General features: G+C 64.0%; 18 protein-coding genes. 12 read left to right on the top strand and 6 right to left on the bottom strand.

Annotated elements, in window-relative coordinates; all coding sequences use genetic code 11:
• The first annotated feature begins 50 nt into the window (after positions 1-50).
• From MTX21_RS07870 to kynU, 5 genes are all read left to right on the top strand, one after another.
• Positions 51-791, top strand: coding sequence for a pyridoxamine 5'-phosphate oxidase family protein (locus MTX21_RS07870; RefSeq protein ID WP_280964242.1), 741 nt, complete (start codon positions 51-53; stop codon positions 789-791).
• Positions 792-843: 52 nt separating this feature from the next.
• Complete coding sequence (locus MTX21_RS07865; RefSeq protein WP_280964241.1) at positions 844-2,121, top strand: ArgE/DapE family deacylase; 1,278 nt, start codon at positions 844-846, stop codon at positions 2,119-2,121.
• A 385-nt stretch (positions 2,122-2,506) separates the two neighbouring features.
• Positions 2,507-3,316 carry an alpha/beta hydrolase gene (locus tag MTX21_RS07860; protein WP_280964240.1) on the top strand — a complete coding sequence of 270 codons (810 nt, stop codon included), beginning with the start codon at positions 2,507-2,509 and terminating at the stop codon, positions 3,314-3,316.
• A gap of 31 nt (positions 3,317-3,347) precedes the next feature.
• Complete coding sequence (kynA, locus tag MTX21_RS07855; protein WP_280964239.1) at positions 3,348-4,187, top strand: tryptophan 2,3-dioxygenase; 840 nt, start codon at positions 3,348-3,350, stop codon at positions 4,185-4,187.
• A gap of 8 nt (positions 4,188-4,195) precedes the next feature.
• A complete protein-coding gene (gene kynU, locus MTX21_RS07850; protein WP_280964238.1) occupies positions 4,196-5,404 on the top strand; it encodes a kynureninase in 1,209 nt (402 codons plus the stop codon).
• A 164-nt stretch (positions 5,405-5,568) separates the two neighbouring features.
• Here kynU and MTX21_RS07845 read toward each other — a convergent pair whose 3' ends face one another.
• The gene (locus tag MTX21_RS07845) at positions 5,569-6,357 is read right to left on the bottom strand and encodes a cobalamin-binding protein (RefSeq protein WP_280964237.1); all 789 of its coding nucleotides are present in this window, start codon (positions 6,355-6,357) and stop codon (positions 5,569-5,571) included.
• Between the two features lie 119 nt (positions 6,358-6,476).
• Here MTX21_RS07845 and MTX21_RS07840 point away from each other — a divergent pair, with 119 nt between their 5' ends.
• On the top strand, positions 6,477-6,878 hold the full coding sequence (locus MTX21_RS07840; RefSeq protein ID WP_280964236.1) for a PaaI family thioesterase: 402 nt from the start codon (positions 6,477-6,479) through the stop codon (positions 6,876-6,878).
• A 150-nt stretch (positions 6,879-7,028) separates the two neighbouring features.
• Positions 7,029-7,634: a GNAT family N-acetyltransferase gene (locus tag MTX21_RS07835; RefSeq protein WP_280964235.1), complete on the top strand. Its 606-nt coding sequence runs from the start codon at positions 7,029-7,031 to the stop codon at positions 7,632-7,634.
• Positions 7,635-7,708: 74 nt separating this feature from the next.
• Here the strand turns inward: MTX21_RS07835 and MTX21_RS07830 are convergent, their stop codons facing one another.
• The 4 genes from MTX21_RS07830 to MTX21_RS07815 form a co-directional block, all read right to left on the bottom strand.
• Complete coding sequence (locus tag MTX21_RS07830) at positions 7,709-8,014, bottom strand: hypothetical protein (protein ID WP_279370234.1); 306 nt, start codon at positions 8,012-8,014, stop codon at positions 7,709-7,711.
• Positions 8,015-8,118: 104 nt separating this feature from the next.
• Entirely contained in the window at positions 8,119-8,805 is a 687-nt protein-coding gene (locus MTX21_RS07825) for a DUF2161 family putative PD-(D/E)XK-type phosphodiesterase (protein ID WP_280964234.1), read from the bottom strand.
• A 222-nt stretch (positions 8,806-9,027) separates the two neighbouring features.
• Positions 9,028-9,708: an SDR family oxidoreductase gene (locus MTX21_RS07820; protein ID WP_280964233.1), complete on the bottom strand. Its 681-nt coding sequence runs from the start codon at positions 9,706-9,708 to the stop codon at positions 9,028-9,030.
• A 24-nt stretch (positions 9,709-9,732) separates the two neighbouring features.
• Positions 9,733-10,476 (bottom strand): tyrosine-protein phosphatase, encoded by a 744-nt coding sequence (locus MTX21_RS07815; RefSeq protein WP_280964232.1) that lies wholly within the window; start codon positions 10,474-10,476, stop codon positions 9,733-9,735.
• A gap of 86 nt (positions 10,477-10,562) precedes the next feature.
• On the opposite strand from MTX21_RS07815, the gene MTX21_RS07810 reads away from it, so the two are divergent.
• A complete protein-coding gene (locus MTX21_RS07810; protein ID WP_280964231.1) occupies positions 10,563-10,874 on the top strand; it encodes an MliC family protein in 312 nt (103 codons plus the stop codon).
• 123 nt (positions 10,875-10,997) lie between these two features.
• Here MTX21_RS07810 and MTX21_RS07805 read toward each other — a convergent pair whose 3' ends face one another.
• Positions 10,998-11,201: a DUF2735 domain-containing protein gene (locus MTX21_RS07805; protein ID WP_280964230.1), complete on the bottom strand. Its 204-nt coding sequence runs from the start codon at positions 11,199-11,201 to the stop codon at positions 10,998-11,000.
• A 536-nt stretch (positions 11,202-11,737) separates the two neighbouring features.
• On the opposite strand from MTX21_RS07805, the gene MTX21_RS07800 reads away from it, so the two are divergent.
• The 4 genes from MTX21_RS07800 to MTX21_RS07785 all read left to right on the top strand — a co-directional run bounded on the left by MTX21_RS07800 (position 11,738) and on the right by MTX21_RS07785 (position 14,626).
• Positions 11,738-12,772 (top strand): glutamine synthetase beta-grasp domain-containing protein, encoded by a 1,035-nt coding sequence (locus MTX21_RS07800; RefSeq protein ID WP_280964229.1) that lies wholly within the window; start codon positions 11,738-11,740, stop codon positions 12,770-12,772.
• A 199-nt stretch (positions 12,773-12,971) separates the two neighbouring features.
• Entirely contained in the window at positions 12,972-13,673 is a 702-nt protein-coding gene (locus MTX21_RS07795; RefSeq protein ID WP_280964228.1) for a GrlR family regulatory protein, read from the top strand.
• A gap of 20 nt (positions 13,674-13,693) precedes the next feature.
• Positions 13,694-14,380, top strand: a complete 687-nt coding sequence (locus MTX21_RS07790; RefSeq protein ID WP_280964227.1) for a substrate-binding domain-containing protein — start codon at positions 13,694-13,696, stop codon at positions 14,378-14,380.
• A gap of 96 nt (positions 14,381-14,476) precedes the next feature.
• A complete protein-coding gene (locus tag MTX21_RS07785; protein ID WP_007609497.1) occupies positions 14,477-14,626 on the top strand; it encodes a hypothetical protein in 150 nt (49 codons plus the stop codon).
• Positions 14,627-14,711: the final 85 nt, after the last annotated feature.

Here is a 14,711-nt window from a genome sequence, read left to right as displayed (position 1 = left end):
ATTCGCCGGTACAACTCCCTGGAATTCTTCCAATTCCGACAGGAGCGGCCGTGAACCAGGACCAGGTCCAAAATGGCGAGACCCCAAATTCCTATCCGACGTCGGCGCGCAGCCAGGTGAAGCGCCGCCACGACCGCGGCTTCTACGATCACGCCACCGTCCACCGCATCCTGGACTCCTCGATGCTCTGTCACGTCTCCTATGTGATCGACGGCCAGCCTTATTGCACACCGACCTTCTTCTGGCGCGAGGGGACGAAGCTCTATTGGCACGGCTCGAGCGCGAGCCGCATGCTGCGCAACCAGTCAAAGGGCGAGCGGGTATGCCTGACGGTCGCCCATCTCGACAGCCTGGTGCTGGCGCGCTGCGGCTTCAATCACTCCGCCGACTACCGCGCCGTGATGGCGTTCGGCACCGCCTATCTCGTCACCGATCCCGAGGAGAAGGAGCGCGCGCTGGTTGCCATGGTCGATCGCTTCTTCCCTGACCGTACCGCGGGCCTGCGCCAGAGCAACACGCAGGAGATCAAGGCGACGTCCTTCATTGCGATGGAGATCGAGGAAGCGTCGGCAAAAGTCCGCGCCAAGGGCGTAGCCGACGACGATGAAGACTACGCGTTGCCGATCTATGCCGAGCGCATTCCCGTGCGCACCGTGCTCGGTGCGCCGGAGCCGTGCCCGCGTCTGCGCGACGGCGTGACGCGCCCTGCGAAGCTGAATGGCTATTCCGAAGGCCGATTGCTCGAAGATGCATTGCGGGATGCCTATTTTGCACAGTACCCGAACGGCTGAAATCGGCTAGCTTGCGCGCTCCCTGGATGATTGGAATGCCTGGAGTTGCCTGATGAATGCCGATACGCAGCAGAGGATTGTTGACGCCGTCGACGCCGGTTTCGAAGCCCAGCTTGGGACCACCCGCGATTTCGTCGCGATCCCCTCGACCCGCGGCGCGGAGGGGCCGTGTCAGGACATGATCGGCGACCTCCTGCGCGAACGCGGCTACGAGATCGACGACTGGCACATCAATGTCGACGACTTGAAGGACCTGCGCGGCTTCGGTCCGATCGAGCATGACTTCTCCAAGGCGCGCACGGTGGTGGGCACCTATCGCCCTCAAACGAACGGCGGCAAATCGCTAATCCTCCAGGGGCACTGCGACGTCGTGCCTGCCGGTCCCCTGGAATTGTGGGACACGCCGCCATTCTCGCCTGTCATGAAGGACGGCAAGATGTTCGGCCGAGGCGCCTGCGACATGAAGTCCGGCACCATCGGCGCGCTCTATGCGCTGGACGCGATCAAGGCTGCGGGCTTTCGGCCGACGGCGCGGATCCATTTCCAGTCCGTGATCGAGGAAGAGAGCACCGGCGTCGGCGCACTCTCGACGCTTCAGCGCGGCTATCGCGCCGATGCCTGCTTCATTCCAGAGCCGACCGGCGGCAAGATGGTGCGATCGCAGGTCGGCGTGATCTGGTTTCGTCTGCGGGTGAAAGGCCATCCCGTCCACGTCGCACGTGCGGGCTCAGGCGCCAACGCGATCATGGCGGCGTATCATTTGATCCAGGCGCTGCAAAAGCTCGAGATCGAGTGGAACGAGCGGGCGAAGAGCGATCGTTATTTCAAGACGCTGAACCATCCCATCAACTTCAATCCAGGCATCATCAAGGGCGGCGACTGGGCTTCCAGCGTGCCGGCCTGGTGCGACGTCGACTGCCGTATCGCGGTGCTGCCGGGCTGGTCGATCGCCGATCACCAGAAGGAGATTGTGGCCTGTGTCGCCGCCGCCGCGCGCAACCATCGGTTCCTCGCCAACAACCCGCCGCAGATCGAATGGTCGGGCTTCCTGTCGGAAGGCTATGAGCTGACCGACGCCGCCGCGCCGGAAGCCGCCTTCGCGAAGGCCTTCGATAGGACCTATGGCGGTGCGGTCGAAGACCTCGTCTTCACCGCGCTCACCGACACCCGCTTCTACGGTCTCAACTACGGCATCCCGAGCCTCTGCTTCGGTCCGAGCGGCGGCGAGATGCACGGCTTCAACGAATATGTCGATCTGGAGTCGCTGAAGAAAGCGACCAAGGCCATGGCGCTGTTCATCGCGGAATGGTGCGGGCTGGAGAAGGCGTAGTTTCTTTCTCCGCCGTCATTGCGAGCCAACGGGTCCGCGCGAAGCGCGGCCCGATGACAGGCTCCGCGAAGCAGTCCAGAATCCCGCCGCGGAGGCAGTCTGGATTGCTTTGTCGCTACGCTCCTCGCAATGACGAATTGGTGGTCCCTCATCCTGAGGAGCTTGTGACAAGCGTCTCGAAGGATGAAGGCCCGGTCGGTGGCCTCGCCCTTCGCGGCGCCGCTGCGCGGCTCCTCAGGGTGAGGGGAGACACCTTGCCGGTACGGCTTGCTGCCCGAAACACAGACGCCGCCAAATGCTTTAAGCTTCAAATAAAGGCTAGGATGCCGGCCGTGCCGGTGGCAGACTGGGCCCCATCGCAGGCCGAGTCCGTCAGGGAGTGACAATGCGCGACTGGGATGATGCCTATGCCAATTCGGCCCATGTGCCGGGCTCGGACAAGTTGCCCGCGCTGTGGGCGGAGCGGGGGGCGGCTTATCGTGCCGGGCTCAACGGTCTTCGTCCCGACATTGCCTATGGCCCCGGCCAGCGCCAGCGGCTCGACCTGATTCTGCCCGACGGCGAAAGCAAAGGCCTCGTCGTCTTCGTCCACGGCGGCTATTGGATGCGCTTCGCCAAGTCGGATTGGACCGATCTCGCCGAAGGCGCGCGGCACCACGGCTGGACTGTCGCGTTGCCGAGCTACACGCTGGCGCCGGCCGCCCGCATTTCTGACATCACCGTCGAGATCGCCGCCGCCATCGCCAAGGCGGCTTCGCTCGTTTCGGGCCCGATCCGGCTCGCCGGCCACTCTGCTGGCGGCCATCTCGTCACGCGGATGCTGTGTGACGACAGCCGGCTCGAGCCTGCCATCTACGATCGCATCGCCGCGACGCTCTCGATCAGCGGTCTGCACGATCTGCGTCCGCTCTTGAAGACGAAAATGAACCAGACGCTGCACATGACCACGGAGGAAGCGACGCTGGAGAGCGCTGCGCTGCATCTGCCGCGCGGACAGGCACCGGTCACGGCCTGGGTCGGCGGCGCCGAACGCCCCGAGTTCATCCGCCAGTCCGAGCTGATGGCGAATGTCTGGACCGGTTTTGATGTGCCGACGCGCCTTACCATCGAGCCGGGGCTCAACCACTTCACGGTGATCGACGGGCTGAAGGATCCGTCGTCGCCGATCACCGCGCGCCTCGTCGGCCTCGACTGACAAAAGAGGGGATAATCGAGAGGGCCTTGTCATGACGTCCAGCGATTACGATCCCACCAACGAAGGCGCCGAGACCGATTTTGCCCGGCGGATGTCCTATGGCGATTATCTGGCGCTGGACGCGATCCTCACCGCGCAGCATCCGCTGTCGGAGGCGCATGACGAAATGTTGTTCATCATACAGCATCAAACCACGGAATTGTGGATGCGGCTTGCCATCCACGAGCTCAGCGCCGCACGCCGTGCGATCGCGCGGGACGACGTGGCACCGGCAATGAAGATGCTGGCGCGGGTGTCGCGCATCTTCGAGCAGCTCAACAGTGCCTGGGACGTGCTGCGGACTATGACGCCCAGCGAATACACGCGCTTCCGCTCCAAGCTCGGCCAGTCCTCGGGCTTCCAGTCGCGCCAGTACCGGCTGATCGAATATCTGCTCGGCAACCGCAATCACGCCATGCTCAAGCCGCACGCGCATGACGCGGAAGTGACGAAACTCCTGGAAGCCGAGCTTGCGACACCGAGCCTCTATGACGAGGTGTTGCGGCTCGCCGACCGCCACGGGCTCAAAATGCCGGCCTCGGTATTGTCGCGCGACGTGCGCGAGACCCACAGCCTCCATGAGGGGGTGCTTCAGGCCTGGCGCGAGGTCTACGAGGCGCCCGAGACGCACTGGATGCTCTACGAGCTCGCCGAGAAACTGGTCGACTTCGAGGATTATTTCCGCCGTTGGCGCTTCAACCACGTGACGACGGTCGAGCGCGTCATCGGCTTCAAACGCGGCACCGGCGGCACCGGCGGCGTCAGCTACCTCAAGCGCATGCTGGAGGTCGAGCTGTTCCCCGAACTTTGGCGCGTCCGTACCATCCTCTAGAGGTGTCCATGACCGACAGTCAGTTGCGCGTCTATGATGACACCAGGGCGCTCTTCCATTTGCCGGAGGGCGTAATCTATCTCGACGGCAATTCGCTGGGGGCGCTGCCGCTTGGCGTGGCCGAGCGCGTGGGCAGCGTCATCACGGCCGAGTGGGGCAACGAGCTGATCCGCGCTTGGAACACGGCCGGATGGTATGTGCAGCCGCGCCGCGTCGGCGATCGCATTGCGCGGCTGATCGGTGCGGAGGCCGGCTCCGTGATGATGGGCGATACGCTGTCACTGAAGGTCTATCAGGCGCTCGCCGCCGCGCTCGACATGAAGCGGGAACGCAAGGTCGTCTTGTCCGACACCGGCAATTTCCCAACCGATCTCTACATGGCCGAAGGCCTGATCGCGACGCTCGGGCGTGGGCACCAATTGCGCCTGGTGGCGCCGGAGGAGATCGAGGCCTCGTTGTCGGAGGAGATCGCGGTCCTCTACATCACCGAAGTCGACTACCGTACCGGCCGCCGCCACGACATGTCGATGCTCACCGCGAAAGCGCATGCGCTCGGCATCGTCACCGTCTGGGATCTCGCACACTCGGCCGGCGCCTTGCCGGTCGATCTCGCCGGATGCGGCGCCGATTTCGCTGCGGGGTGCACCTACAAATATCTCAACGCGGGCCCCGGCGCGCCGGCCTTCTTCTATGTCGCGCCGTGCCACGCCGATCGCGCATGGGCGGCGCTGTCGGGGTGGATGGGACACGCAAAGCCCTTTGCCTTCGATCTCGGCTATGCGCCTGCCGGCGGCGTCGAGCGCATGCGCGTCGGCACTCCGCCGGTGCTGGCGATGGCGGCGCTCGAGGCCTCGCTCGACATCTGGGACCGCGTCGACATCGGCGAAGTGCGCGCACGCTCGCTGGCGCTGGGCGATCTGCTGATCGCCGAGGTCGAGCGCCGCTGCCCGCAGCTCAAGCTCGTCACCCCGCGCGCCCACGAACGCCGCGGCTCGCAAGTTTCCTTCGCCTTCGATGGCGGCTACGCCGCCATGCAGGCGCTGATCGCGCGGGGCGTGATCGGCGATTTTCGTGCGCCGGATATCATGCGGTTCGGCATCACGCCGCTCTATGTCGGCGAGGCCGAGGTGCTGAAGGCGGCCGAGATCATCGAGGAGGTGATCATAGACGAGGTGTGGCGGCGGCCGGAGTATCAGGTGGTAAATGCGGTGACGTGAGCCCGCTCTGCTGTGCCCCGGACGCAGCGCAGCGCTTCTTCAGCGGTGCGCTGCAGAGCGGGGCCCATGCTACGCGGGAATTCGTTGCGAGATGGGTCCCGCCTCAGCACCGCAATGCTGGCGCGTCGCGGCGCGTCCGGCACACGAGATGCTCGACGGGGAAGTTATTCGCGCTCGCCCCACAAGGCCTTCACGATCGCATCCAGTCCATCCGTCAGCGCGGCCGGCCCCGGTTGCAGTATGATCGTCGACTTGATCTCGACGATGCGGTCATCACGCACTGCCGGAATCTCGCTCCAGCTATCGCGCTGGCGGATGCGCGCGGGCACGACTTTCTTGCCGCACCAGGAGGCGAGGATGACATCGGGCGCGGCGTCGCGCACCGCCTCCGCCGTGACGATGCGGTCCTTCGCGGCGTGCCGATGCCGCAACTCCGGAAACACATCCTCGCCGCCGGCGATCTCGATCAGCTCTGAGACCCAACCGATGCCCGAGATCAACGGATCGTCCCACTCCTCGAAATAGACCTTTGGCCGCGGCAAGGGGCGGGGTGTTGCGACGATCGTGGCGAGGCGGCATTCGAAGCCTTGCGCGAGGTCCTCTGCGCGTCCTGCCGCGCCCACGAGCGAGCCTAGCGTGCGGATCATTGCCAAAATGCCGGCGACGTCGCGCTGATTGAAGACGTGGACGGCGATACCGGCTCGCACGAGGTCGGCGACAATGCCCGCCTGAAGGTCGGAGAAGGCCAGCACGATGTCCGGCTCCAGCGCCAGGATTTTTGGAATGTCCGCCGAAACGAATGCCGACACCCGCGGCTTCTCGCGGCGCACTTGTGGTGGGCGCACCGCGTAACCGGAGACGCCGACGATGCGGTCCTGCTCGCCGAGAAGATAGAGCGTTTCGACCGTTTCCTCGGTCAGGCAGACGATGCGGCGGGGCGGGAAGTGGCGCATGGGAGGAGCATATGCGCAAATGCCGGCAAAGATGTCAGCAGGGCCCTTACCTCGGACGTCATTGCTTTGCTGATCAAAGCCATTCACGTTGAGAACACAACGAATTGGGAGAAGACTCGATGACGCCGCTTGAGAAACTTAAAGCGATGAAGATGCCATTTGCCGAACTCAAGGGTGTCGAATTCGTCGAAGCCGAGAAGGATCGCGTGGTGGCACGGATGACGGTCAGGCCCGATCTCTGCACGCTCGGCCACATCGCGCATGGCGGCGCCGTGATGGCGCTGGCCGATTCGGTCGGGGCGGCTGCGACCGTGATCAACCTGCCTGAGGACGCCAAGGGCACGACCACGCTGGAGAGCAAGACCAATTTCATCGGTGGGGCCAAGGAAGGAACCACCCTGGTCGCCACGGCAACACCCGTCCACCGGGGCCGTCGAACCCAGGTCTGGACGACCCGGCTGGAGACCGAGGACGGCAAGCTGGTGGCCGTGGTGACCCAGACGCAGCTCGTCCTCGGATGATTATGGGGACTTGATTCTGTTAACGAATTGGTCGTTTGCCATGCCTCTAACTTGGGCAGGTTCCCATCTTGAAAAATATGCTGCGACGCACAATATTGGGCGCCTAGGGATTCGAACGCCTCCTCGAGGGACACCAAGAGGAGTTTTGACGTGGCAATTGAAGAGACCGTCCGTACCGCTCAGGGCTATGTGCGGACACTGATCCAGCAGGAAGAGCTGCCGCTTCTGCGTGATCACCTTCTGAGGCTCGATCCTGAAAGCCGGCACGACCGATTCAACGGTTTTCTCGACGACAGCTTCATCGAGCGTTATGCCGCCCGCTGTGCCGAGGACGGTACAGTGATCGTCGCCTATATCGTCGACGGGGTGGTCCGCGGTGCCGCCGAGTTGCATCCGCCGGAAGGCGATTCGTTGCCTGAGGTCGCGTTCAGCGTGGAAGCCTCGGCGCGCCGCCAAGGCGTCGGCACCGTGCTGTTCCGCCGCCTGATCGCCGAGGCGCGCTGGAAAGGCTACAAGCGCCTGCGCATCACGACGGGAGCCGAGAATCACGCTATGCGCGGACTTGCGAAGAAGTTCGGCGCGCATCTGCAATTCCGGCATGGCGAATCGACAGGCACGATCGATCTCGCCAAGACGCCCGAGGCCGAGCTTGCTGATCTCGCGGCAGCGCCGTTTACGGCCGGCCGCGCGATCCTCAGCTTCAACTCGACCTGCTGGAAGCTCATCTCCAGCATGTACGGCAATCGCGCCGCTTAGGGGCGTTGCCCGGAATCAAAAAAGCGGACCGGCAAGGCCGGTCCGCTTTCGTATTTGGGGGAATGAAAAAGCGCTCAGGTCCCGGTGCGCTTGTCGTTGCCGAAACGGCGCACGACGCGGCGTTCGACCACGACCGAACGTTGTGCGCCCTGTTCGCCGGCGATGACGCGGGTTGCCGAAATGCGGGTGTTGGTACGGGCCTGCTTCTTCACTTCGGCCTGCACGACATCGAGCGGCATTCCCATCAGCGCGGCAGCGATCTCGGCCTGCGCGTCCTGATCGTCGGTGATGCCGACGGCGGCGAAAATCGCCTCGTCCAGGGTCGGCGGATCGTGGCGGACGCGCCGCGTGCCATATTTGGTATTCCAGTCTGCACTCATGGGGGCCTCATTTCGATCCCGGGATACCTAGTGCCGCCTATGTTGCATTGCAATATGATTTTGATGTGGCATCTCAGCTATTCACGGCTTGCATCGATCCAATGTCAGGACGGAGAGGCGACACCGGCATCGACGTTAACCCGTTGCTGCGGCCAGCGTTTCAGGGCCGCCTGGCCGGCCTCAGTGAGGCCATAGATTCCGCGCTCGGCGCGCTTGAACCAGCCATAGACGTTGTGCAGGAGGATCTTGCCGGCGTCCGGACAACGTTCGCGCAGCTCGCGGACGCGCCGCGGCCCGTCGGCGAGCGCCGCCGCGCAGGCGAGCGCTTGCTGCCGATAGGCGGTCATGATCGGCGCCCGCGTGCTGCCGCCGAGCACGGGATCGCCGTGGCGGCGCTGATGCTCAGCGACGAGGCGGGAGCGTGTCTTCGGCTCGCGGCGCGGGGCTGCCGTCGGCGGCTTCACCAGCACCTCGACTTGGCCGCGATCGGTCACCCCTAACATGCCGAAGCCGAGCCGACGGCAGAGGTTGCGGTAGCGCGCATCGCTCTCGCGTCCCTTGCCGCGCGCCGACATCTTTGCGGCGATCCAGATCTCGTCGCCGGCCGGCGCGCGGTCGACGGCCTGCAGGATCAGCTCGAGATTGAAGGAGAGCTTGAGCTCGCCGATCACCACGACCGGCGGATCGCCGGCGCTCAAGCCTACGAGATCGCAGCCGCCGATCTCGCCCTTGACCGTGAAGCCGAGCTCTTCGAGGAAGCGTTTGACGGGCAGATAAAGGGAGGTTTCCAAGAAAGCTTCCGAGGCTTTGCGTTCCGTTTCGAGAATCAGTTCCGGGCAGTCTAGCCCGGATCGGACCTAGGCCTCTGCGCCATTTGATCGGGAATCGATGGTGCGGCTATCCTGCACGCGGGGACAGTCGGGCGTTCGCGAAGATGACAATCGGGAATGGGCTGTACCACATCCGGATCGAGATGCTGGACGGCGTGCAGGGCGGCAAATCGGGGTGCCGGACTAGACGCGTCCACTCACCGGGATCAGGGCACCCGTGACGCCGCTCGCGGCGTCGCTGGCGAGGAACAGGATCACCTCAGCGAGCTCCTGCGGCGTCACCCATTTGGAGAAATCCGCTTTCGGCATGTCCGCGCGGTTGGCCTTGGTGTCGATGATCGACGGCAGCACCGCGTTCACGGTGACCTTGCCTTTCCACTCGTTGGCCAGTGCCTCGGTGAGGCGATGCACGCCGGCCTTGGAGGCTGCGTAGGGGCCCATGCCGCCCCCGGCCTGTAGCGCGCCCATCGCGCCGATGTTGACTATGCGGCCGGCCTTGGAGGCGGCGAGATGCGGCAGCGCCGCGCGCGAGGTGTTGAGCGCGGTCAGCACATTGAGCGCATACATGCGCTGCCATGTCTTGATGTCGCCGTCGCCGACCGTCTCGAAGGCGAAGCCGCCAGCGACGTTGATCAGCGCGTCCAGCTTGCCGAAGTGCTGTGCCGCCGTATCGACCGCCGTCTTCGCCTGTGCCGCATCGGTCAGATCGACGCCGCCGATCTCGATGCGGTCGGCCGTCGCCGGCATCTGCGAGGGGGCGTAGTCGATGCCGGCAATGCGCGCGCCTCGCGCCCGCGCAACCTCGGCCACCATCTTGCCGAGCGCGCCGAGCACGCCGGTGACGATCAGAACCTTACCTTGCATCATCGACCTCCGGGCACACGGCGCTTAGAATTGCAAATAGCGCGCCTTCAGCGCGGTCCGCTCCGGTGTGCCGAGCTTGAGCCCATCGCGCAAGTAGGATTCGAGATCGCCATATTCGGCGCGCACGGCCTCGAAGCCGGCATCGAGATAGGAGGCCTCGACGCTTCCGATGGCGTCGAGCACATCGGCGGGAAGATCGACCGCGCTCGTGGCGTCACGGCGGTAGAGCTGGTTGGTCAGCAGGTAATCTTCGGCGATGATGCCGTCCGCCACGCCGAGCGCGTGCAGGATCAGCGCGCTGGCAAAGCCGGTGCGGTCCTTGCCGGCAGTGCAGTGGATGACGAGCGGCGCGCGGTCCTCCAACAAGTGCCCGAACAGCGTCCGGAAGCTGTGCGTGTTGTAGCGGACATAGTTGCGGTAGGACTCGCGCATGATCTCCAGCGCAACCGGCGCGGTCAGCGTGCCCCTGGCGAGCTCGGCGCGCAGCGCAGCCACCACGGTCGGTTCGATCGGCAGCGAGTGGACAGTGATCTCATTGACCACGCAGACGCCGGCGGCGCGCTCCTCAACCCCGCGAAAGTCGAACGCGCTCCTTACGCCGAGCGCGCGGACGATGTCGACATCGGCCGCAGTGAGCTGGCCGAGATGGTTGGAGCGGAAGATGTGGCGCCAACGCGTCGTGCGGCCGTCGGCAGTCGGATAGCCGCCGAGATCGCGAAAATTGCTGGCGCCTTGCAGCTTGAGGTGGCGGGCAGGGGAGTCTGACATGGGATCAGCTTGGGCTATGTTACCGGCGGGCGCGCGTAGCAGGCGTCCTTCGGGTTTTTTCTTGAGGTCTATTACAGGGGGCGATCATGGGCCGGCACAAGGCCATTATTTTGGCTTTCGGACTTCTTGCAGGCGGAACCTTCCAGGCGCGGCCGGCGAGCGCGCAGACGTTCCAGACCTATCGTTGTGCCGATGGTACGCAGTTCATCGTTGGGTTTTATGACTACGACAAGCGCGCCTTCGTCCAGATCGACGGCGAGCCGATCACTCTCGCCAAGCGGCTGACGGTCTCGGGCGCACGCTATTCAGGGGCGGGCATCACGCTGAAATTCGGCAAGACAGGCACCACCACGGTCAAGCATCTCAAGCGGCCTGTCACCACCTGTGCGGTGATCTGAGAACCTGGTCCCAACAACAAGGTCCCAAGAATCAAAAAGGGTCGAAACGACGTTGTTTCGACCCTTTTTCGAATTGCCGCCCGGATTCGAGCGAGCACGGCAGTCCCGAACCGAAGGCGGGCATCATCGGTCCCATTTCGGCTTGGCTTCGTCGATCGCCTCCTGATGATACCAGCTATCGCTGCAGATCGATTCGCTCACGGGACGCGAAACGTGATCGGCAGGAAGGCGGGTCTCGCCATAGCGGCGCCCCCCGAGAGCGGCGCGGCCGCCGACGGGGAATTGGTAGATCTTTGCAGATCCCTCACTCAGACCATTGTTGATCATTCGATATCTCCTTGGTCGAAGCGCTTGGCCTCCAAGCTGCGCCTGACTCGTTCGATTGTGGTTACTGGAATCTCGATATTGGCCGAGCATGCGGGAATGCAAAGTGCCCAAAAGCAGATCACTTCCTGCCTATTTCTTGGGCTGCCGATGTTTTGCTTCCTCCAAGGCATCGGACGAGTGACCAAACGCCTGGGCCATTGCGAAGGTTGCGAGAGGCGGGCCGGCGACTTTGCGAAAATTGCGGGACGGTGCTGCGCCTTTCATCGGTAGCGGCACTGCAGCGCTAGGCTGCATTAGAATCGAGCGTTTTCCGCGGGATTTTTGCAGTGCAGCTTCACGGAAAGGTGCGCTGCTGTGACGCACGGATTTGGGGACCTCCGGCGGGCCTGCCGGCGTGGACCGGCACCGGTGGATAAAGGTCAGCAGTACGGTCTTTTGGCACGTAAAATGCTTGTAACCGGGCGGCCGATGATGGCCGGGTACAATGTGCGGGAACTCTCGGTTCCCACCTTTCGCATCATCTACAGAGAGGCTCAATGACCAAGTACAAGCTCGAGTACATCTGGCTCGACGGATATACGCCGACACCGAATTTGCGCGGCAAGACTCAGATCAAGGAATTCGCGTCGTTCCCGACGCTCGAGCAGCTTCCGCTCTGGGGCTTCGATGGCTCCTCCACGCAGCAGGCCGAAGGCCACAGCTCGGACTGCGTGCTGAAGCCGGTTGCAGTTTTCCCGGACGGCGCCCGCACCAATGGCGTGCTGGTGATGTGCGAAGTCATGATGCCCGATGGCAAGACCCCGCATCCGTCCAACAAGCGCGCCACCATCCTCGACGACGCCGGCGCCTGGTTCGGCTTCGAGCAGGAATATTTCTTCTACAAGGACGGCCGTCCGCTCGGCTTCCCGTCGTCCGGCTATCCGGCCCCGCAGGGTCCGTACTACACCGGCGTCGGCTATTCGAACGTCGGCGACGTCGCCCGCAAGATCGTCGAGGAGCATCTCGACCTCTGTCTCGCGGCCGGCATCAACCATGAAGGCATCAACGCGGAAGTCGCGAAGGGCCAGTGGGAATTCCAGATCTTCGGCAAGGGCTCCAAGACCGCTGCCGACCAGATGTGGATGGCCCGCTACCTGATGCTGCGCCTCACCGAGAAGTACGGCATCGACATCGAATTCCACTGCAAGCCGCTCGGCGACACCGATTGGAACGGCTCGGGCATGCACGCCAACTTCTCGACCGCCTACATGCGTGAAGTCGGCGGCAAGGAGTACTTCGAGGCGCTGATGGCCGCCTTCGAGAAGAACCTCATGGACCATATCGCCGTCTACGGCCCGGACAACGACAAGCGTCTGACCGGCAAGCACGAGACCGCGCCCTGGAACAAGTTCAGCTATGGCGTGGCCGACCGCGGTGCCTCGATCCGCGTTCCGCACTCCTTCGTCAACAACGGCTACAAGGGCTATCTGGAAGACCGCCGTCCGAACTCGCAGGGCGACCCATACCAGATCGCTTCGCAGATCCTGAAGACGATCTCGTCCGTGCCGACCGACAAGAAGGCCGCGGCCTAAGATCCTCCCGGCCCGGGCCAGGGGGGGCTGGTCCGGGTTGCTTTCAATCCGCCAGAGTCGAAAGGCTCTGGCGGATTTTTGCATTTTGATGACGATCTCCGCTGCGGTCTGGCGGCCATGCCGGGCCCTAAATTTGTCCATCGCCGGCGAAAGCGGGATAGACTGCGCTCGGATGCGCGCAGGGCCGGGGACGCGGCTGGTGTTCGAAGGGTTTTACAAGGTGCGATTTCAGCTTGGCGACGCGGTCGGCAGGAGCGTGATGCATGCCGGCAACGGCAAGATGCTCGGCGGCAATTCGGCCTTCGCCCACATCGGCACCTACGAGAAGACGGACGACGGCGTCGACGTCATAATCAAGACTGTCCGCCACAACCCGGATCCAAATTACCGCGCCATGGCCGGCACTGACGATGCGACCTTGATTGCGAAGGGGACGCCGGACGGCGATCTCTATCGCTTCAGGGGGGAGCTGAAGGAGTTGCCCGGCGTGCCCTTCCAGTCGGTGATGACGCCGATCACGGAGGACGAGGTGCCGATCGCAGGCGGCGCCGGCGAGGGCGGCATCGTCGACGGACTCTACTCGGTTCACCTGCGCATGCTCGATGGCGTCGATGGCGGCCTCACCGGCGTGATGCTGCTGAACCGGGGCCGCATCCTCGGCGGCGATGCATCGTTCTATTACCTCGGCACCTACACAGCGGCGAAGGGCCGCTGGAAGGGCCAGATCCTGAACCAGGAGCACACGCCGGCGAAGGACGATCCGATCTTCGGCGGTCATGAGGTCGGGATCGGTTTCTCCGGCACCTATGACGGGGAGCACGCGGTGCTGGAGGCAACCGCGTTCGCCGGCAAGCGCAGCCTGCGCCTGACCGCCGCGCTCAAGCTGATGCATCGCGTCTGATCACTATCCCGGAATCACACATGGAAAATACCGTCCGCACGCTCTCGACGCTTGGCCTGTTAGGGGCGATGCGTCAGCTCTCGTCGGCCTTTGAGGCGGCCACCGGTATCCGGATCGACGCGGACTTCGCGCCGACCCAGGCACTGCTCAAGCGGTTGCGCGATGGCGAGGCCGCCGATCTCGTGATCCTCACGCGCGAAGGGCTCGACGAGGTCATCGGCGAAGGCCGCGTGGCCGCGGACAGCGCCGTCGACCTGGCGCGCTCCTATGTCGGTATTGCCGTCAGGGCAGGGCACGCGCATCCCGATATCGTCACCGAAGGTGCGCTGCGCCAGACGCTGCTGGCCGCGCGATCCGTCGCCTATTCACGACTCGGCGCGAGCGGAATCTACTTCGCGGAATTGATCGAGCGGATGGGGATTGCGGCCGAGATCAATGCCGGGGCCACCATCGTGCAGCAAGGTTTTACGGCAGAGCGGCTCGTGACCGGCGAGGCCGATCTCGCCGTGCAGCAGGTCAGCGAGTTGAAGCAGATCGACGGCATCGAGGTGGTAGGACCGATCCCGCACACCTTGCAAACGCCGGCGGTGTTTTCCGCCGCCCGCATGGCGGATGCGAAGCATGCCGCAGCCGCCGACCGCCTGCTGCGCTATCTGGCTTCACGCGAGGTGGTGCCCGTCCTGCGGCAGTCCGGGCTAGAGCCCTAATGGGCGAGGTTGCTGCGGATGCCTCTGCCGCGGCTTGCTTGGGGAACCTCGCCCGCAAGCCCGTCGTTGAGTCCTGGACGAACGGGAGGCGCGATCATGATCCGCAAACTGGCATCCGGCGAATATCGTCTCTATTCACGCAAGGTGAATCCCAAGACCGGCAAGCGCCGCAATCTCGGCACCTTCAAGAGCCGTGCGGCGGCCGAAAAGCACGAGCGCGAGGTGCAATATTTCAAGCGGCACTAGCGCGTGGTGAATGCCGTCCCGGACCGGCCTACAAAAAATATCGAAAACAACCCCATGCAAAGTAGCCGGGAGGCCGGGATGGCGG

Source organism: Bradyrhizobium sp. ISRA430, from assembly GCF_029909975.1.
In the GTDB taxonomy this organism is placed as follows: domain Bacteria; phylum Pseudomonadota; class Alphaproteobacteria; order Rhizobiales; family Xanthobacteraceae; genus Bradyrhizobium.
Note: the sequence above shows the minus strand (reverse complement) of the source record. Positions and strands in the feature narration are given on the sequence as shown.